The organism is Nonomuraea mangrovi, from assembly GCF_042681425.1.
Lineage (GTDB): Bacteria > Actinomycetota > Actinomycetes > Streptosporangiales > Streptosporangiaceae > Nonomuraea > Nonomuraea mangrovi.
Genome location: NZ_JBHUFV010000024.1, coordinates 83,142 through 100,810 on the forward strand (window position 1 = coordinate 83,142; position 17,669 = coordinate 100,810).

19 protein-coding genes are annotated in these 17,669 nt (G+C 70.5%); 13 read left to right on the forward strand and 6 right to left on the reverse strand.

Annotated features, from left to right (window positions below; translation table 11 throughout):
- The first annotated feature begins 11 nt into the window (after positions 1 to 11).
- The 8 genes from ACFSKW_RS16925 to ACFSKW_RS16960 all read left to right on the forward strand — a co-directional run bounded on the left by ACFSKW_RS16925 (position 12) and on the right by ACFSKW_RS16960 (position 9,302).
- Complete coding sequence (locus tag ACFSKW_RS16925) at positions 12 to 3,506, forward strand: S8 family serine peptidase (RefSeq protein ID WP_379573204.1); 3,495 nt, start codon at positions 12 to 14, stop codon at positions 3,504 to 3,506.
- A gap of 168 nt (positions 3,507 to 3,674) precedes the next feature.
- Positions 3,675 to 4,538: an alpha/beta fold hydrolase gene (locus ACFSKW_RS16930; RefSeq protein WP_379573205.1), complete on the forward strand. Its 864-nt coding sequence runs from the start codon at positions 3,675 to 3,677 to the stop codon at positions 4,536 to 4,538.
- Positions 4,539 to 4,540: 2 nt separating this feature from the next.
- Complete coding sequence (locus ACFSKW_RS16935) at positions 4,541 to 5,134, forward strand: NAD(P)-dependent oxidoreductase (RefSeq protein ID WP_379573206.1); 594 nt, start codon at positions 4,541 to 4,543, stop codon at positions 5,132 to 5,134.
- 116 nt (positions 5,135 to 5,250) lie between these two features.
- Positions 5,251 to 6,168 carry an ABC transporter ATP-binding protein gene (locus ACFSKW_RS16940; protein WP_379573207.1) on the forward strand — a complete coding sequence of 306 codons (918 nt, stop codon included), beginning with the start codon at positions 5,251 to 5,253 and terminating at the stop codon, positions 6,166 to 6,168.
- Positions 6,169 to 6,195: 27 nt separating this feature from the next.
- Positions 6,196 to 6,900, forward strand: a complete 705-nt coding sequence (locus tag ACFSKW_RS16945) for an ABC transporter permease (protein ID WP_379573208.1) — start codon at positions 6,196 to 6,198, stop codon at positions 6,898 to 6,900.
- 2 nt (positions 6,901 to 6,902) lie between these two features.
- Positions 6,903 to 8,156: a sensor histidine kinase gene (locus tag ACFSKW_RS16950; RefSeq protein WP_379573209.1), complete on the forward strand. Its 1,254-nt coding sequence runs from the start codon at positions 6,903 to 6,905 to the stop codon at positions 8,154 to 8,156.
- A complete protein-coding gene (locus ACFSKW_RS16955) occupies positions 8,149 to 8,790 on the forward strand; it encodes a response regulator (protein WP_379573210.1) in 642 nt (213 codons plus the stop codon). The genes ACFSKW_RS16950 and ACFSKW_RS16955 overlap by 8 nt, the downstream gene beginning before the upstream one ends.
- A gap of 164 nt (positions 8,791 to 8,954) precedes the next feature.
- Positions 8,955 to 9,302 carry an alpha/beta fold hydrolase gene (locus ACFSKW_RS16960; RefSeq protein ID WP_379573211.1) on the forward strand — a complete coding sequence of 116 codons (348 nt, stop codon included), beginning with the start codon at positions 8,955 to 8,957 and terminating at the stop codon, positions 9,300 to 9,302.
- A gap of 3 nt (positions 9,303 to 9,305) precedes the next feature.
- Here ACFSKW_RS16960 and ACFSKW_RS16965 read toward each other — a convergent pair whose 3' ends face one another.
- The 4 genes from ACFSKW_RS16965 to ACFSKW_RS16980 are packed head-to-tail and all read right to left on the reverse strand — an operon-like array spanning position 9,306 to position 12,180.
- Complete coding sequence (locus ACFSKW_RS16965) at positions 9,306 to 10,715, reverse strand: hypothetical protein (protein WP_379573212.1); 1,410 nt, start codon at positions 10,713 to 10,715, stop codon at positions 9,306 to 9,308.
- A 39-nt stretch (positions 10,716 to 10,754) separates the two neighbouring features.
- Positions 10,755 to 11,618, reverse strand: coding sequence for a haloalkane dehalogenase (locus ACFSKW_RS16970; RefSeq protein ID WP_379573213.1), 864 nt, complete (start codon positions 11,616 to 11,618; stop codon positions 10,755 to 10,757).
- Between the two features lie 11 nt (positions 11,619 to 11,629).
- Complete coding sequence (locus ACFSKW_RS16975) at positions 11,630 to 12,019, reverse strand: pyridoxamine 5'-phosphate oxidase family protein (protein WP_379573214.1); 390 nt, start codon at positions 12,017 to 12,019, stop codon at positions 11,630 to 11,632.
- Positions 12,016 to 12,180, reverse strand: coding sequence for a hypothetical protein (locus ACFSKW_RS16980; protein ID WP_379573215.1), 165 nt, complete (start codon positions 12,178 to 12,180; stop codon positions 12,016 to 12,018). The genes ACFSKW_RS16975 and ACFSKW_RS16980 overlap by 4 nt, the downstream gene beginning before the upstream one ends.
- Positions 12,181 to 12,358: 178 nt before the next feature.
- Here ACFSKW_RS16980 and ACFSKW_RS16985 point away from each other — a divergent pair, with 178 nt between their 5' ends.
- The 3 genes from ACFSKW_RS16985 to ACFSKW_RS16995 all read left to right on the forward strand — a co-directional run bounded on the left by ACFSKW_RS16985 (position 12,359) and on the right by ACFSKW_RS16995 (position 14,656).
- Positions 12,359 to 13,057 (forward strand): YqjF family protein, encoded by a 699-nt coding sequence (locus ACFSKW_RS16985; protein ID WP_379573216.1) that lies wholly within the window; start codon positions 12,359 to 12,361, stop codon positions 13,055 to 13,057.
- A 151-nt stretch (positions 13,058 to 13,208) separates the two neighbouring features.
- On the forward strand, positions 13,209 to 13,760 hold the full coding sequence (locus ACFSKW_RS16990) for an RNA polymerase sigma factor (RefSeq protein WP_379573217.1): 552 nt from the start codon (positions 13,209 to 13,211) through the stop codon (positions 13,758 to 13,760).
- 14 nt (positions 13,761 to 13,774) lie between these two features.
- Positions 13,775 to 14,656, forward strand: a complete 882-nt coding sequence (locus tag ACFSKW_RS16995) for a hypothetical protein (RefSeq protein WP_379573218.1) — start codon at positions 13,775 to 13,777, stop codon at positions 14,654 to 14,656.
- A 77-nt stretch (positions 14,657 to 14,733) separates the two neighbouring features.
- Here ACFSKW_RS16995 and ACFSKW_RS17000 read toward each other — a convergent pair whose 3' ends face one another.
- A complete protein-coding gene (locus ACFSKW_RS17000; protein ID WP_379573219.1) occupies positions 14,734 to 15,465 on the reverse strand; it encodes a DUF427 domain-containing protein in 732 nt (243 codons plus the stop codon).
- A gap of 36 nt (positions 15,466 to 15,501) precedes the next feature.
- A complete protein-coding gene (locus tag ACFSKW_RS17005) occupies positions 15,502 to 15,993 on the reverse strand; it encodes a DinB family protein (RefSeq protein ID WP_379573220.1) in 492 nt (163 codons plus the stop codon).
- Positions 15,994 to 16,229: 236 nt separating this feature from the next.
- Between ACFSKW_RS17005 and ACFSKW_RS17010 the strand changes: the two genes are divergently transcribed.
- On the forward strand, positions 16,230 to 17,069 hold the full coding sequence (locus ACFSKW_RS17010) for a sulfurtransferase (RefSeq protein ID WP_379573221.1): 840 nt from the start codon (positions 16,230 to 16,232) through the stop codon (positions 17,067 to 17,069).
- Positions 17,070 to 17,282: 213 nt separating this feature from the next.
- A partial coding sequence (locus tag ACFSKW_RS17015) for a carbohydrate-binding protein (protein WP_379573222.1) occupies positions 17,283 to 17,669 on the forward strand: 387 nt, incomplete at its 3' end.

A 17,669-nucleotide genomic window follows, 5' to 3' on the forward strand; every position in this document is an offset into this window, starting at 1 on the left:
TAGGAGCGCCTGTGACCCACACCCCCCGGCACCGGCGAGCGGCCCTGTTAGGGATCCTCGCGGTGCTCGCACTCCTTCTCCCCCAAGGCCTCGCGCACGCCGCGCCCGAGCCGCAGAAGATCAGCGAAGCCGTCCGCGCCGACCTGGCCAAGCAGGACAAGGCCACGTTCTGGGTGCGGTTGAAGGGCGAGGCCAGCCTCACCGCCGCGCACCGCGCCGCCACGAAGGACGACAAGGCCAAGGCGGTCTTCACGGCCAAGACGCAGCACGCCAACGCCTCCCAGGCCAACCTCCGCAAGCTGCTCGAAGCCCGGCACGCGGACTTCACCGCCTACTGGATCGTCAACGCGGTCACCGTGACGGCCGACGCCAAGCTGGCCGCCGAGATCGCCGAGCTGCCCGAGGTCACGGCCATCGAACCGGTCAGGACCCTGTCCCTGCCCAAGCCCGTCCCCGGCACGGCGGAGGCGAAGGTCAACGCGGTCGAGTGGAACGTGGACCGGATCAACGCCCCCAGGGTGTGGAGTGAACTCGGCACCCGCGGCGAAGGCATCGTGGTCGCGCACATCGACACCGGCGCCCAGTTCGACCACCCGGAGATCGCCGCGCAGTACCGGGGCAGGCTCCCCGGGGGCGGCTACGACCACAACCACAACTGGTTCGACCCCGCCAGGGTCTGCCCCAGCCCCGCCCCCTGCGACAACAACGGCCACGGCACCCACGTCATGGGCACCATGGTGGGCGCCTCCGGCATCGGCGTCGCGCCCGGCGCCACATGGATCGCGGCCAAGGGCTGCGAGGGCCAGACCTGCACGGACGCCTCGCTCCTCGCGGCCGGTCAGTGGGTGCTCGCGCCCACCGACCTGACCGGCGCCGACCCGCGCCCCGACCTGGCGCCCGACATCGTCAACAACTCCTGGGGCGGAGCGGGCTTCGACCCCTGGTACAAGGCGACCGTCGAGGCGTGGATCGCGGCCGGCATCTTCCCCATGTTCGCCAACGGCAACGAGGGGCCCGCCTGCCGTACCAGCGGCTCGCCGGGGCAGTACGTCGCCAGCTACAGCACCGGCGGGTTCGACGTGAACAACGTCGTCTACAACCGCTCCAGCAAGGGCGAGGGCGAGAACGGCGAGATCAAGCCGAACATCGCCGCCCCCGCCGTGAACGTCCGCTCCTCGGTGCCGGGTGGCGGCTACAGCAGTTTCACCGGCACCTCGATGGCCTCGCCGCACGTGGCGGCCACGGTGGCGCTGATCTGGTCGGCCTCGCCCCGCCTGCGGGGCGACATCGCCGCCACGCGTCCGCTGCTCGACAGCACCGCGATCGACGTCAACGACACCAGTTGCGGCGGCACGGCGGCCGACAACAACGTCTGGGGCGAGGGCAGGCTCGACGCCTTCGCCGCGGTCAGCGCCGCGCCGCGCGAGGGCCTCGGCGAGCTCAAGGGCACGGTCACCGCGGCGGGATCGCCGCTGTCCGGCGCCACGGTCTCGGTCACGGGCCCGATCAGCCGCACCGCGACCACGGGACAGGACGGCGGCTACAGCCTGCCGCGCCTGGTGCCGGGCGACTACCAGATCACCGTGACCAGGTTCGGCTACGAGCAGGCGACCGCGACTGCGACGATCGTGGCCGAGCAGAGCGTGACCAGGGACCTTTCCCTGACCCCGAAGGCCTCGGGCGTCGTCTCGGGCACGGTCGCCACGGCCGGCACGCCGGAGGCAGGGGCCACCGTGGCCGCGCGGGGCACGCCGGTCAGCGCGGTGACCGACGCCGCCGGCAGGTACCGGCTGACGCTGCCGCACGGCTCCTACGAGCTCACCGTCACCCCGACGTCGCGCTGCTCCAGCGCCGCCACGACGGAGGTCACGGTCGCGGGCGACGTGACCAAGGACATCGAGCTGCCGCTGCGCGGCGACAACTTCGGCTACACCTGCAGGAGCGGCTCCGACGCCTACGTGGCGGGCACGGAGAAGCTGGCGCTCACCGGCGACGACGAGGCGCTCCAGGTGACGCTGCCGTTCACCGTCCCCTTCTACGGGGCCGGGCAGTCGCGCGCGTGGGTGACCACCAACGGCCTGGCCACGTTCGCGGCCGACCGGGTCACCACGGGCAGCAACGGCACGCTTCCCACGACAGGCACGCCCAACCTGGCGGTCTACCCGTTCTGGGACGACCTGGTGGTGGACGCCCAGGCGGGCGTCTACACCGCGACCGGCGGCACCGCGCCGCGCAGGACCTTCGTGATCGAGTGGCGGAACGTCACCTTCTACTCCGACACCAGCCAGCGGATGTCGTTCTCCGTCGTGCTGGGCGAGGACGGCTCGGTCGGCTACCGCTACAAGGACGTGGAGAGCGAGCGGGAGCAGGGCTCCAGCGCCACCGTGGGCATCGAGAACGCCGGCGGCACCGACGCCCTGCTCTACTCGGCCAACGCGGCGGCGATCGCGAACGGGCAGAGCCTGGCGATCACCGCCAGCAGGCACGGCCTGGCGATCGGCACCGTCACCGACGCCAACGACGGCGACCCGCTCGCGGGGGCGCAGGTGAAGATCGGCGATGTCGCGACCTTCACCACCGGCGCCGACGGCACCTTCTACGGGCAGGTGCCCGCGGGCGACTACACGGTGGAGGTGTCGAAGGAGCACTACGGCACCTTCTCCAAGCAGGTGACGATCGCGCCTGGGACGCTCACCAGGATCGACACCGCCCTCGTCACTGGGCGGGTGAGCGCCTCGGTGGCCGAGGTGACCGTGGTGATGCCCGCGGACGCGACCAGGAACCGCACCGTGCAGCTCACCAACCTCGGCTCGCCCACCGCCTACACGGCCACGGCCGACGCGACCTGGCTGACCGTGGCTCCGGCCGCGGGCGACCTGGCCAAGGGGCAGTCGGCGGCGCTGAAGGTCACCGCGTCCAGCGCCGGCCTCCAGCCGGGCGGCGTGCGGACCGGCAAACTGACGGTCCGCTCGGCCAGCGGCCGCCAGCCGGTGATCGAGATCAAGGTGACGGTCGCGGTGCCCAAACTCCAGGTGGCCGTGGACGCGGGCGGCTCCAAGGCGCTGGTGGACGGCGAGGGCGACACGTGGACCCCCGACAGGAAGTACGCCCAGGGGGCGCATGGCTACGTCGCCAACTCGACCTCGACGCACACCACGACCAGAACCATCAACGGCACCACCGAGCAGGAGCTGTTCCGGCGCGTCAGGGAGAACATGCTGGAGTACCGCTTCGACAACGTCCCCTCCGGGACGTACACCGTGGAGCTGGGCTTCGCGGAGACCAGGTCGATGGGGATGGGCAAGCGGGTCTTCGACGTGATCGTCGAGGGCCAGCTGGCGATCCCCGCGCTCGACCTGGCGCTGGAGGCGGGCACGTACACCGCGGTGACCAGGCAGCACACGGTGAAGGTGACCGACGGCCAGCTGAACGTGCGCTTCGCGGCGCGCAAGGGCTCGCCGACCGTCAGCTTCGTCCGCATCTCGGAGCGGCCTGACAAGCCCTGAGTTCCACGGCTCGTCCCCTCCGCCCGGAGGGGGCGAGCCCCCGTGACTCCCCGTCGTGCCGGACCTCCTCGCGGACGTGATGACCCGCTTCTAACGCAACTTTGTCTATTGACCCATTAGAAACGGGTCCGCTATAACTAATGCATCTTCACGTTGAGGAGGCATTAGATGAACATCCCCGTGGTGCATCACAGGTTCGTGGACGTCGAGGGCGTGCGCGTCTTCTACCGCGAGGCGGGCCCGGCCGACGCGCCCGTCCTGCTGCTGCTGCACGGCTTTCCCTCCGCCTCCCATCAGTTCCGGCGGTTGATCGACGCGCTCGGCACCGACTACCGGCTGATCGCGCCCGACTATCCGGGCTTCGGGCACACCGAGGCGCCTGCCGACTTCGTCTACTCCTTCGAGCGTCTGGCCGACATCACCGAAGGCTTCGTGCAGGCGGTGGGGCTGGAGCGCTTCGTGCTCTACGCCTTCGACTTCGGCGGTCCCGTCGGGTTCCGGCTGGCGACCCGCCACCCCGAGTGGATCGCCGGGCTCGTCGTGCAGAACGCCAACGCCTACGAGGAGGGCCTGTCCGACCTGGCCAGGAACTTCATCGCCAACCGGCCCGGCGTGCCCGGCGCCGAGGAGGCCGTCGCCCAGATCCTCGTCCTGCCCATGACCAGGGGACAGTACGAGGGCGGCACCACGGACGTCAGCCGGATCGCGCCCGACGGATGGACTCTCGACCAGCACTTCCTCGACCTGCCCGGACGCAAGGAGGCCCAGGTCGCGCTGGCGCTCGACTACCACAGCAACGTCGATCTCTACCCGGTCTGGCAGCAGTGGCTGCGCGAGCACCGGCCCCCCGCCCTCATCGTGTGGGGCGACGGCGACGCCTTCTTCACCGTGCCGGGCGCCAGAGCCTACCTTCGCGACCTGCCCGACGCCGAGCTCCACGTCTTCGCCACCGGCCACTTCGCGCTCGAGGAGAACCTCCCCGAGATCGCCCCGCTGATCGCCTCGTTCCTCGACACGACCTGGAAGGACTGACCATGAAGATCGCAGTCATCGGCGCCACCGGCAACCTGGGCGGCGCGGTCGCCCGCGAGGCGGCCACCCGCGGCCACGAGGTCACCGCCCTGTCCAGCCGCGACGTCGACGTGCTCGACCCGGCCTCGATCAAGCCCGCCGTCGCCGGCCACGACGCCGTCGTGGCCTCGGTCAAGGGGGCCGACCACCTGGTGCCCCGAGGGGCCGCCGCCCTCCTGGACGCGCTGCCGGACGCGGGCGTCGACCGGTTGCTGTTCGTCGGCGGCGGCGGCAGCCTGACCTCGCCCGAGGGCAGGCGGTTCGTCGACTCGCCCGGCTTTCCCCCGCAGTACCTCGAAACGGCGCTGGACCAGGCGGCGGCGCTCGACCTCCTGCGTGCCGCCGACACCACCGTCGACTGGTCGTACGTGAGCCCGCCGCCCATGCACCTGGTGGAGGGGGACAAGACAGGCGGCTACCGGGCCGAGGCCACCGACACCCCGCTGACCGACGACCAGGGTGAGAGCCGGATCAGCACCGGTGACTTCGCCTCCGCCATCGTCGACGCCCTCGAGCGGCGCGACTTCGTCAGGCAGCGCTTCACCGTCGCCTACTAGGTCCGACGCCGCGTCCGCCATCAACCGATCGGTGGATTCCGGGGTCAGCAGCATCAGCGGACGATCGTGGCCGCGCGGCCGATTCGCCGCGCGCGCCCGCGAACCATGCTTTGCCCATGGCAGTCATCGAAGTCACCGACCTCACCAAGAAGTACGCGGACCTGACGGTCCTGGACAGGGTGTCGTTCTCCGTGGAGGAGGGCGAGATCTTCGGCATCCTCGGTCCCAACGGCACCGGCAAGACCACCACGGTGGAATGCGTGGAGGGCCTGCGGCGGCCCGACGGCGGGTCGATCAGGGTGCTCGGCCTCGACCCGATCAAGGACGGGCGCGAGCTGCACGAGCGGATCGGCGTGCAGCTCCAGCACACCCAGCTGCCCGAGAACATCAAGGTCTGGGAGGCGCTCGACCTCTACGCCTCCTTCTACGCCAAGCCGCGCGACTGGCGGGAACTGCTGGACCAGTGGGGGCTTGCCGACAAGCGCGACACCCGCTTCGGGAAGCTGTCGGGCGGCCAGAAGCAGCGGCTGTTCATCGCCCTGGCTCTGGTGGGCGATCCGCGGGTCGCCTTCCTCGACGAGCTCACGACGGGACTCGACCCGCAGGCCCGCCGCGCCACCTGGGAAGTGATCAAGCAGGTCAGGGCGTCCGGCGTGACCGTGGTCCTCGTCAGCCACTTCATGGACGAGGTGGAGGAGCTCTGCGACAGGGTCGCGGTCTTCGACCGCGGCACCATCGTCGCGCTCGACACCCCCGCCGGCCTGATCGACGGTGTCGACGCCGAGCACCAGATGCGGTTCACGCTCATGACGGGGGACGCGACCGACCCGGTCGTCCTGCTGGGCGGCCTGCCCGGGGTGTCCGGCGTGAGCAGGAACGGCGACCAGGTGACCGTCACGGGCAGGGGCGACTTCGCCACGGCCGTCACCTCGACGATGGCCCGCAACCACCTCCCTGTCGCCGACCTGCGGATCGACAAGCGCACCCTCGACGACGCGTTCGTGGCCCTGACCGGCCGCTCCCTTCACCTCTGACCCACAGATCAGCGACGGAGACCTGTCATGACCGCGATCACCAAGCTCACCACCGTGGAGCTGAAGCTGCTCGTCCGCGAGCCCGGCTCGATGTTCACGATCCTCATCCCCCTCTTCATCCTGGTCGTCTTCGGCAGCTCGATCACGCCGGGCGACACGGTGCTGCTGCCGATGTCGCTGGCGATCGCCGTGGGACTCGTGGGCCTGTACCTGCTGCCCACCACCCTGGCCACCTACCGGGAAAGGGGCATTCTGCGCAGGCTCTCCACCACCCCGGTGCGTCCGGGGAGCATGCTGCTGGTGCAGCTGATCCTGCAGCTCGTCCTCGCGCTGGTCGCCGCCGCCCTGCTCCTCGGCGTCGCGGGGACGGTCCTCGGCGCCCACCTGCCCGGCCGCGTCCTCCCGTTCGTCGTCGCCTTCCTGCTCGGGACCGCCGCGATGTTCGCCGTCGGCCTGCTCATCGCCGCCCTGGCCCCGAACGGACGATCCGCCAACGGGGTGGGCGTCCTGCTGTACTTCCCCATGGCGTTCCTCGCGGGACTGATCCAGCCGACCGACCAGATGCCCGTTATCCTGGCCCGTATCGGCGAATACACCCCCTTGGGCGCTTTCAGGCAGGCCCTCCAGGATGTCTGGGCTGGTCATTGGCCGAGCCCCCTGCTGCTGGGCGTCATGGCCGCGTACGCGGCGATCGTCAGCCTTGCCGCGGCCACGTACTTCCGCTGGGAGTGAGCATGACGACGGTGGCGGGCGAGCGCCTCGACCGATGGGAGAGGCGTCTGGAGCGCCTCATGGCAGGCGTCCCCTACCTCCTTCTCGCGATCTCCACGACGCTCTCCTGGCTCACCGGCGACACCTCGTGGGCCCACCGGCTCGTCACGCTCGGCCTTGCCGCGCTCGCGGCCGCCTGGATCTGGGTGATGACCGCCCGCCGCGCCGGGTGGACGTCGAACGGCACCATGATGGCCGGCTACGTCACCGGACTGGTGGTCCTGATCGCGGTGCTCAGCACGCGCGGGGTGTGGTTCGCCGGCTTCTTCGCCTTCACCGGCTACCTCCATTCGTGGCAGTACCTCAAGGGGCGGTGGCGGTTCGCGGGGGTGACGGCCACCGCCGCGATCAGCATCACCGCCTACAGCGGCGGACTCCCCGAGGCCACCCCCTCCTCGATCCTCACCTACCTCTTCTTCGTCGCCGCGATAGTGGCGGTCGTCAGCCTGTTCAGCTTCCTCGGCGAGGTCACGAACGAGCGGAGCGCCGAACGGAAGAGGATGGTGACCAGGCTCGAGGAAGCGATGCGGGAGAACGCCGGCCTGCACGCCCAGCTGCTGATCCAGGCCCGCGAGGCCGGCGTGCTCGACGAGCGGCAGCGCATGGCCGGCGAGATCCACGACACGCTCGCGCAGGGGCTGACGGGCATCATCACCCAGCTCCAGGCGGCCGTGCACGCCACGGAGGCGGGCGAGAACCCCGCCGAGTGGCGGCGCCACATCGACAACGCCACCCGCCTGGCCCGCGAGAGCCTCGCCGAGGCGCGCAGGTCCGTCCACGCCGTCGGGCCTGGCCCCCTGGAGTCGGCGCAGCTCCCCGACGCTCTGGCGGAGGTCGCCGCCGAGTGGTCCGGCCTCAACGCCGTGCGCGCCGACCTCACCACGACTGGTACGGTCCGCCCCATGCATCCCGAGGTCGAGGTGACCCTGCTGCGGACGGCCCAGGAGGCCCTCGCGAACGTGGCCAAGCACGCGCGCGCCAACCGCGTCGGGCTGACGCTGTCGTACATGGAGGACCTGGTCACCCTGGACGTCCGCGACGACGGCGCCGGCTTCGACCCTGAGCGGGTCCGAGACGGCGGCGGCTTCGGCCTCACGTCGATGAGCCGGCGGGTGAGCCGCCTGGCGGGCACGCTGGAGATCGAGTCAGAGCCCGGCGGCGGCACCGCGATCTCCGCGAGCGTCCCCGCCATCCCGAGGGAGACCCCACGTGTCTGAGGCCCCCATCAGACTGCTGATCGCCGACGACCACCCCATCGTCCGCGACGGCATCCGCGGCATGTTCACCGCCGACCCGCGCTTCGAGGTGCTCGGCGAGGCCGGCGACGGCGCGCAGGCCGTCGAGCTCGCGCGCGCCCTGCTCCCCGACGTGATCCTCATGGACCTCCGGATGCCCAGGATGGACGGCGTGACGGCCATCAAGGAGCTCGCCAAGCTCGGCAACACGGCACGCGTTCTCGTCCTCACCACCTACGACACCGACAGCGACGTCCTGCCCGCGATCGAGGCCGGAGCCACCGGCTACCTCCTCAAGGACGCGCCCCGCGACGAGCTCATGCGCGCGGTCCACGCGGCGGCGCGCGGCGAGGCCGTCCTCTCCCCGTCGGTCGCCACCCGCCTGCTCGGCAGGGTACGCGCCCCCGCCGACCCGTTGAGCGCCAGAGAGCTGGAGATCCTGCGCCTGATCGCCCAGGGCACGACCAACCGCGAGGCGGCCGCCCGCCTGTTCATCAGCGAGGCCACGGTCAAGACCCACGTGCTGCACATCTACACCAAGCTCGGCGTCAACGACCGCGCGGCAGCGGTCGCCGTCGCCTACCAGCGCGGGCTGCTCACCCTGGACAACGGCTGAGGCGCCCCTCGCCGCCCGGCCCGCGACGAGCGGCGTCGGGTACGGTGTCGCGCGATGTCACCCGAGCGGGGAGGAAGCGTTGCGCGACTGGAAGCTGACCAGGACCTTCGAGAGCGCACTCGACGGTCTTCGAGCAGCTTCCCGTCCATCTGCACCGCGCGCTCGTGCGCGAGTATGTGAGCTCGGCGAGCAGCCCTGGCCTGCACCCTGCGGTCCTCGACCGCCTGGTCGATCCGTGGCTCGACGAGGCGGGCCAGCCCGCCTTCTACCGCCAGATCGCCCAGGCCGACCAGCGGTTCACCGACGAGTTGGAGGACCACCTCGGCGCGATCGGGATCCCCGTGCTGGTGTGCTGGGGAGAGGACGACGCGTGGATCCCGGTCGGCAAGGGCCACGAGCTGGCCACACGCATCCCCAGCGCCCGGCTGCGCGTGCTGCCGGGGGCAGGCCATCTGGTGCAGGAGGACACGCCTGCCGAGCTCACCGCCGCCCTGCTGGACTTCCTCGCCTGACGGCTACCTGAGGACCTCGGTCCCCCGGGACGAACCCGGGAAGATCATCACAAGGAACTGCTGGCGGGCGTCGCCGTCGTCCTTCATCGCCGCGCCGGCGCCGCGCATGTGCACGCGGACCCGGTAGCGTCCCGGGCCCTTCACCAGCGGGTTCGGAAGGTCGGCGGCGGCCTCGGCCCAGTAGGTCAGCTCGCCCTTGGGGCTGGTGTAGCCGATCTCGACGACCTTCTCCCAGCCCTTGCGCTCCACGGGCGGGCGCCTGCCGTACCCCTCGACCGTGACGCAGACGTGCATCGCCTCGTCGGCGGTGAGGATGGCGAGCTCGCCCTTGGCCGCGCCGACGAGGTCGTTGCCGAACGCCTTGTCCAGCGCTGCCGTTCCCTCCGGCTCCTCGTCCTCGATGGCGGTCACCGCGCCGTAGTCCGACCACATCGACGTCGCTCCCCTCACCGCCGCCCTGATCCGCGGCCGGTGCGGCGGGAGGCCCGCGCACCGCTTCTTCGCGGTGGCGGTGAACTCGTCGTTCTCCGCCTGCCGCCGCTTCTCCTCGGCCTGCTCGCGGGCGTCCACCTCGGGGCAGAGCAGCGCCAGCGCCTGTGTCGTCTCGACGGTATCGACGCTCACGCCGGTCTCGCCGTGAAGGCGTCCCAGTTCCTTCGGGTCGGCGCGCATGCTCGCCCCGCACAGGTTCCTGCCGAAGGCGACCAGCTCGGCGTCGGGAAGGTCGCGCAACTTCGGCGGGAGCACGTACTCCTGGCCCCGCGCCACGCAGACGAAGGCGGTCTCCCTGTCGCCACGGCCGACCGGCCTGGGGCCGTAGCGGAGGTCCCATGAGCCGCACTTCTCCCCGGCCGCCTCCGTCACCTTCCCCCTGGCCCTGTCGCCGGTCTGCAGGCCCAGCAGGAGGAGCACGGCGAAGGCGGCGGCCGCCGTTCGGGCGATCCCGCCTCGCGGGGTCGTGCGGGGCACCCTCACGGCGACGAGGATCAGGAGGGCGGGCAGCACCTCGCCCACGTGCCCCAGGATGGACGGGCCCTCCCCGAGGAACGGTGCCCACGTCTGCGCGCATCCGTCCCCCGTCAGCAGATCCGGCACGGCGAACCCGAACTCCAGGAGCGTGGGCCACGTGATGCCCAGGACGGACAGCCATCCGGCCGCGCGGCCCCACCGCGGCATGCCCTTCCACGCCAGGAGCGCCCAGAGACCGAATCCGACGAGGACGATCACCGGCTCGGGCACCGCGTACAGCGGCAGGAGGGCCATGCTGACGTCCGCGTACCGCATGAACCCCCAGCACGACCCCATCGTCAGTGCCGCGTACGAGCCGCTCCATCCCCCCAGGAACGGGACATAGGGAAGCGCGGTCAGCGCCAGCGCCAGTGCCCACAGCACGAGTGATGATCGCCGTAACATGGGCCGTCACCCTACAACGCGGGACCGACATCGGGGCGGTCAGCGAAGTCCGTGCCGGTCCGCCCACGTGGCGACGGCGGAGGCGATCGCGAGCGGCTGGTCCTCGGGCGTGTGGTGCCCTGCGACCCCGTCGTGCCGGTCGATCTCCAGGCCCGCGATGTTCTCCGCGCACCAGTCGATCAGCTCGGGCCCCATCATCGTGCCGGGGCCCGGCTGGAAGGTGATGAGCAGTTTGGGGATGTCCGCGCTGGTCGCCAGCCACTCGTCGTAGGCCTCGATCCTGGCCACGACGTCCGCGGGCTCGCCGTCCAGCGGCATCGACCGCGGCCACCGCAGCAGCGGCAGCCTGCTCTCCCTCGTCGGGTACGGCTTGCGGTAGACGTCGAGGTCGCCCTGCCTCATCGGGACGGCGACGGTGGCGGGCAGGCCCTGCTCGAGGAAGGCGTTGTCGTCGAGGATCATGGCCTCGCCGACACCCTCCGTCTTGATCGCCTGGAACAGCGGCCGACCGCCCTCGGGGAACTCCTGCCACGTCATCGGCTTGACGATGGTCTCGGTGAACGCGATGCCGCGTACCCGCCCCGGATGGCGGGCCGCGAAGTCGAAGGCGAGCGCGCCGCCCCAGTCGTGGCCGACGAGCACCACGTCGTCCAGGGCGAGCGCGTCGAACCAGGCGGCCAGGTAGCGGGCGTGGTCGGCGAAGGTGTACTCGATGGGCGGCTTGCCTGACTCGCCCATCCCGATCAGGTCGGGAGCCAGGCGGCGGCCGGGGTCGCCGACGGCGGGCAGGACGTGCCGCCACAGGTACGACGAGGTCGGGTTGCCGTGCAGGAAGACCATGGGCGTGCCGTCGCCGAGGTCGCGGTAGGAGATCGTCGAGTCGATCACGTTCTGGATGGGCATGGAGAGTCCTTTCAGAGGTTGAGGTTCATCACGCGGTCCACCGCGATCTCGACGACCACCCGGCCGGGCGGGTCGGGCGGCGGCGACCAGTAGCGTTCGGCGTAGCGGCGCGCTCCCTCGGCCACGCGCGGCACGTCGGTCCGGACGTGCGCGCGTCCTTCGAGCGTGACCCAGCGGAAGCCGTCGACCTGGCAGAGGGCGGCGCGGCCGCCGGGGTCGGCGAGCAGGTTCCCGACCTTGCGCGAGGAGGCCACCGTCATGACCCTGGCCAGGCCCGCGGCGCCGTCCCATGTGAAGCGCACGGCCACCACGTGGGGCGAGCCGTCGGGCCTGAGGGTGGTCAGGGTGGCCAGGTGCGGCTCGGCCAGGAAGGCCTCGACGGGCTTCGGCAGCGCGCTCATCGGAAGGCGGCGACGTTGCGCGCGGCCCAGTCGGCGAAGGACCGCGGCGGCCGGCCGAGGAGCCGCTCGACGGCGGGGCTCACCTGCCGCTCTGCGTCAGGCGGCGTGCCGAGGATGGCCAGCGTGCCTACGTTTCCCGTCGCACCGGTCACCACGATCATGATGAACTCCTTCTGAGTTAGTTGACTGACTTACTTCGGACCATAGCCGACCGGCGGAACGGATGTCCATAGTTAGTCAGACAACTGACTCAAAGAGTGGTCGCAGTTCGGGGATGGCCCGCGAGACGCGTGACAGGCTCCGGGGCGTCGCGGCCGCGCCCGGGGGTAGCGGGCGGTGATGAACGCTCCGCACGTCACCAGGCCGGTGATGTACCACCACTGGTCGACCGTGACCTTCCTGCACTGGCGGTATCCGCCTGCCGTGGTCCAGCCGCTGCTGCCCGCGTCCCTGACGGTCGAGACCTTCGACGGGAGCGCGTGGGTCGGGCTGACGCCGTTCCTGATGGAGGGGGTGCGGTCACCGGGACTGCCCGTGCTGCCCTGGCTGTCCCGCTTTCCCGAGACGAACCTGCGGACCTATGCCCGCGACGAGCGAGGCCGCGAAGGGGTCTGGTTCCTGTCCCTGGACGCGGGGCGGCTGCCCGCCGTGCTCGGCGGGCGGGCCGGCTACGGCCTGCCGTACTTCTGGTCGGACATGTCCGTAGGAGCCGGCGACGAGCTCGTGCGGTATCGGTGCCGCAGGAAGTGGCCGGAGCCGAGCGGCGTGCGGTGCGACGTCGACGTCGAGCCGGGCGCGCAGGCGGTCGAGGACGAGCTCGCGAGGTTCCTGACCGCCCGATTCCGCCTGTTCACCGTGATCGCCGACCATGTGGCCGTGGCCGAGGTCGAGCACCCGCCGTGGCCGTTGCGCCGGGCCGAGCTGGCGCGCCTCGACCAGGACCTGGTCGAGGCGGGAGGGCTTCCCGCACCCGGCCACGAACCCGTCCTGCACGCCTCTCCCGGGGTGCCGGTGCGGGTGGGCATGTGGCACTGGTGACCCGGACGCCACGTTGATCGTCCGTGACCCGGATCCGCATGATGGTCGCTCGCCCGGACAACCATCACCGGAAATAGCCCCACGTGGGTGAAACAACCCGCCCTGGCCGTACATCTCCTCTGGTGTGTCCACCAACCGGAAGGAACACCACATGGGGCCACCGGATCCCGAACAGCGCTTCGAGGAGCTGTACACGGCGCACTACCCGGCCGTCTCGGCCTATGTCAGGCGGCGCGCCGACTCGCCCGACGACATGGCCGACGTGATCGCGGAGACGTTCACGACCGCCTGGCGCAAGCTGCCCGAGGTTCCCGAAGGCGACGAGGCCAGGCTCTGGCTGTACGGCGTCGCCAGGCGCACCCTCGCCAACCACTTCCGCTCAGAGGGGCGCAGGACCGCGCTGGCCATACGGCTGCGAGAGGAACTCACGGCCTGGGCGAGCTCCGTCGTGGACGGGGACCACGACGAGGCGCGCCGGGCCTTCCTGCAGCTCTCGCCCGACGACAGGGAAGTGCTCGCGCTGGTCGGCTGGGAGGGCCTGAGCATCGGCGAGGTGGCCAAGGTGCTCGGCTGCTCCAGGGGCGCCGCGCGCCTGCGCCTGCACCGCGCCCGCAAACGGCTCGCCAGAGCGCTGGCCGCCGCCGATCTCGATCTCAGCAGGTACGGCTCACGGGCCGTCTCACTCGCGGAAGGTCACTCATGAACGGAGGGTCACTCATGAACGCCGATGTCGACCGCGTCGTCGCCCACCTCGCACCCGACCAGGGACCCGGCATGAGCGAAGGGGCGCGGCAGCTCATGCGCGAGATCATGGAGGGCGACCCGGCGCCGCTCGCCAGACCCACAGCCAGGCGCGGAGCCTTGGGCCGGTGGCCGAAGCTCGCGGTCATCGGCGTGCTGGCCGCCACCGCCGTGGGGGTGAGCTGGGTGGGGCCGTCCGGCCTCGGCCTCGGGCCCGCCCCTGTCGCGGCGCTCGACATCAAGCAGGAGGACGGCTACTACGTCATCACGGTGAAGGACCTCTACGCCGACCCCGACAGGTACGCGGCACAACTGGAGGCTGTCGGCCTCGACGTCTCGATCAGGGTGGAGCCGGTTACCGCCGCCTTCGAAGGGCAGGTCTTCCCCACATCCGGCGAAAGGTACGTGACGGAGTTCAAGTCCATCGAGGCGCCCGGTACCTGCGACAAGACCGGCGGCTGCCCGGTCGGGCTGAAGATCCCCATCGACTTCGAGGGTTCGGCCGACGTCCGCCTCGGCCGCCCGGCCCAGCCCGGCGAGAAGTACCGGTCGATCACGTCGTGGGACGCACGCGGCGAGCCGATGCACTGCGCCCCCTACATGAACAAGCCGGTCTCCGAGGTGCGGGAGCTACTGCGGCAACGCGGGATCTCCATCGAGGAGTTCACGGTCTCCGACCCCAACGACGAGAAGGTGACAGGAGACCACGAGATGAAAGACTCCGTGCCGGACTCCTACCTCGTCCACGGCGGCACGCTGACCGAGCCGGGCAAGGCGATGGTCGACGTGTGGACGGCGCCCATGAAGGAGGAGTACGTGAAGAACGTGGCGGAGGCCAACGGCTGCCCCGTCTCCTGACGGCCGGCTCGGGGTGGGCGACCACGCGCCCCGGGTCGCGGGTCGCCCCGTCGAGTGCAGCGCCGGAGACGGCGGATCTAGCTGAACTTGGTCGTGGGGCGCTCCTCCAGCACCTCGTCGACGTAGATGTCGAGCTTCTCGTTGTAGAAGGCGATCAACCCGGCGATCCGCTCGCTCTCGCGCAGCGGCGTGCGGTAGGACCAGGCCAGGTCCTGGTGGCCGTTGACCGACCAGTACTCCGCCGTCCCCTTGTAGGGGCACTGGGAGGAGGTGTCGGTCGGCGCCAACAGGTGCATGCGGACGTCCGTCTTCGGCAGGTAGTAGCGCGCCGGCAGACCGGTCTCGAACAGGATCACCGGGCGGGTGGAGTCGGCCACCGTGACGCCGTCGACCTCGACCCTGACCCTGCGTGAGCTGGACAGGACGTCGACGCGGGTGTAGGGGCTTCGGGGATGGACGTAGACCTCCTCGTCCTCCTCGAACCAGGAGTCCATCGCCGCCCATTCGAAGCGGACGTGCTCCCTCAACTCCTCGATCGGGGAGTCGGGATAGATCAGAGCGGCGTCGTCCGCCTCCTTGCCGCCCGCTGTGACGGTGTGGACGACGCCCTCCCCTCGGCTGGGCGAGTGCACGGTCGCGCCGGTCGGCTTGAGCGCCGCCTGATCGACGTCGGCGAGGGGCAGGTAATAGGTCGGATAGTAGGGGCTCTCCCAGACCAGGAGCGCCTTCGTCGTATCGGCGATCTGGTGGCCACCGAAATAGGTGCGCACGCGCTTGGCCGTCGGTTCGACCTTCAAACGGCTCTTCATGGGGGCGGAAACCGTCCGCGTGGCCGGGGTATTCCGTCAACCCGGCGGGTGATCCCCTGTCGCTCCGTCGATGAGCTCGCGCAGGATGTCCATGTGACCCGCATGCCGTACGGTGTCCTCGATCATGTGGATCAGCACCCAGCGCATCGACACGGGGGTGCCGTTCCACGAGGTGCCGAGGTCGTCGAGCCCGATCTCCTCGATCGCCCTGTCGGCCGCGGCCCTCGCCCGGCCGTAGAAGGCCACGATGTCGGCGGTGCTCTCGTCAGGCGTCGTCGACATGTCCTCGGTGACATCGAACCAGAGCGGCTCGATCGCGCGCCCGAACGTCGTGCAGAACCACCCGTACTCGACTGTCGCCAGGTGTTTCACCAGGCCGAGCAGGTTCGTCCCCGACGGGGTCATGGGGCGGCGCAGTGCCTCGTCGTCGAGGCCGTGGAGCTTCCACAGCACCGCGTCGCGGTGCCGGTCGAGGCTGACGTGGAGGCTTTCCTTCTCACCACCGGTGTACGGCACGCGTCGCATCATGCGCCGACCCTACAGACCCGCCTCCGGCCGGACCTCCGGAGGTCGTGCGGAGTGGACACGATCCGAAGGCCGCGCTCGCGGCGTGTCCGAGCCGGCCGCCGCGTCCCCGCCGCCGCTCGCCGGACAGCGCGACGACACGATCACCCGGCGCTACCGCTACGACGGCGGTCGGCGTGCGAGCCTGTCAGTGGGCGGGCCATCGGCTCGTCCGCCAACTCTGACCAGGAGGTTCACCGATGAGTCGTTCCGCCGCCCTGGTGGACGCCGACTGGGTCGAGGCCAACCTCGACTCCCCGGGCGTCGTGCTCGTCGAGGTCGACGAGGACACCAGCGCCTACACCAGAAGCCATATCCGTAACGCTGTCAGGATCGACTGGCAGGCCGATCTGCAGGACCCCGTCCGCCGTGACTTCGTCGACAAGGCGGGTTTCGAGGCGCTGCTGTCGGAGCGCGGTATCGCCAACGACGACCTCGTGGTGCTCTACGGGGGTAACAACAACTGGTTCGCGGCCTACGCGTACTGGTACTTCAAGCTCTACGGTCACTCCAACGTCAAGCTGCTGGACGGCGGTCGCAAGAAGTGGGAGCTGGACTCGCGTGAGCTGGTGACCGAGGTTCCCGAGCGTCCGGCGACCACGTACGCGGCGCAGGAGCAGGACACCGCCATCCGGGCCTTCCGCGACGACGTCCTCTCCTCGATCGGCCAGCTCAACCTGGTCGACGTCCGCTCGCCCGACGAGTTCACCGGCAGGTTGAAGGCCCCCGCGCACCTTCCGCAGGAGCAGGCGCAGCGGGCGGGACACATCCCGACGGCTCGCAACATCCCGTGGTCGAAGGCGGCCAACGACGACGGCACGTTCAAGTCCGACACGGAGCTGAAGGACCTGTACTCGGGTGCGGGCGTCGACTTCGGCAAGGACACGATCGCCTACTGCAGGATCGGGGAGCGCTCGGCGCACACGTGGTTCGTGCTGCACGAGATCCTCGACCAGGCCAACGTGAAGAACTACGACGGTTCGTGGACCGAGTACGGCTCGATGGTGGGCGTGCCGATCGAACTCGGCGAGGCCCGCTGACCGGCCAGGTGCCGCTGCTCCCCCTGCCCGGATGACCGGCCGAGCGGGGGGCTCGCCGTACACGCTTGGGTGAGTGCGCAGAAGTGTATTGACGCTGCCGCAGGTAGAGGTTAACGTCATCTCAAAATTAAAAGGAAACCTTACTAATAGTTTCCTTGAAACGCCTCCCATCCCACACCCCAACTCACCCCCCAACCGGATGTCGGAGCATCGATGAAACACACCCTGAGCAAGGTCCTCGCAGTCCTCGCGGCGTTACTGATGCCGCTCACCGCGGCAGTCGTCGCCCCCTCCAGCGCGTACGGCGCGGCCACGTCCAGCACCTCGGCGGCCGTCTTCGCCGCGTGGGCCCCGTGGACCGCCTACACGGCGGGCACCCGCGTCACCTACAACGGCGTCGAGTACGAGTGCGTCCAGAGCCACACCTCGCAGCCGGGCTGGGAACCGCCCAACGTGCCCGCACTGTGGAAGACCACAGGCGGCGGGGGCGGCGACACCAGCGCGCCGTCCGTGCCCGGCAACCTCCGCTCGACCGGTGTCACCGCCAACAGCGTCTCCCTCGCCTGGAACGCCTCCACCGACAACGTCGGCGTCACCGGC

Bases quoted from the DNA above. Each gene is read 5' to 3' on its own strand.
- ACFSKW_RS16965 (WP_379573212.1), bottom strand. From the start codon at position 10,715: ATGTTACGGCGATCATCACTCGTGCTGTGGGCACTGGCGCTGGCGCTG.
- ACFSKW_RS16940 (WP_379573207.1), top strand. From the start codon at position 5,251: ATGGCAGTCATCGAAGTCACCGACCTCACCAAGAAGTACGCGGACCTG.
- ACFSKW_RS16930 (WP_379573205.1), top strand. From the start codon at position 3,675: ATGAACATCCCCGTGGTGCATCACAGGTTCGTGGACGTCGAGGGCGTG.
- ACFSKW_RS16950 (WP_379573209.1), top strand. From the start codon at position 6,903: ATGACGACGGTGGCGGGCGAGCGCCTCGACCGATGGGAGAGGCGTCTG.
- ACFSKW_RS17005 (WP_379573220.1), bottom strand. From the start codon at position 15,993: ATGATGCGACGCGTGCCGTACACCGGTGGTGAGAAGGAAAGCCTCCAC.
- ACFSKW_RS16990 (WP_379573217.1), top strand. From the start codon at position 13,209: ATGGGGCCACCGGATCCCGAACAGCGCTTCGAGGAGCTGTACACGGCG.
- ACFSKW_RS16995 (WP_379573218.1), top strand. From the start codon at position 13,775: ATGAACGCCGATGTCGACCGCGTCGTCGCCCACCTCGCACCCGACCAG.
- ACFSKW_RS16935 (WP_379573206.1), top strand. From the start codon at position 4,541: ATGAAGATCGCAGTCATCGGCGCCACCGGCAACCTGGGCGGCGCGGTC.
- ACFSKW_RS16985 (WP_379573216.1), top strand. From the start codon at position 12,359: ATGAACGCTCCGCACGTCACCAGGCCGGTGATGTACCACCACTGGTCG.
- ACFSKW_RS16975 (WP_379573214.1), bottom strand. From the start codon at position 12,019: ATGAGCGCGCTGCCGAAGCCCGTCGAGGCCTTCCTGGCCGAGCCGCAC.
- ACFSKW_RS16980 (WP_379573215.1), bottom strand. From the start codon at position 12,180: ATGATCGTGGTGACCGGTGCGACGGGAAACGTAGGCACGCTGGCCATC.
- ACFSKW_RS17010 (WP_379573221.1), top strand. From the start codon at position 16,230: ATGAGTCGTTCCGCCGCCCTGGTGGACGCCGACTGGGTCGAGGCCAAC.
- ACFSKW_RS16970 (WP_379573213.1), bottom strand. From the start codon at position 11,618: ATGCCCATCCAGAACGTGATCGACTCGACGATCTCCTACCGCGACCTC.
- ACFSKW_RS16945 (WP_379573208.1), top strand. From the start codon at position 6,196: ATGACCGCGATCACCAAGCTCACCACCGTGGAGCTGAAGCTGCTCGTC.
- ACFSKW_RS17000 (WP_379573219.1), bottom strand. From the start codon at position 15,465: ATGAAGAGCCGTTTGAAGGTCGAACCGACGGCCAAGCGCGTGCGCACC.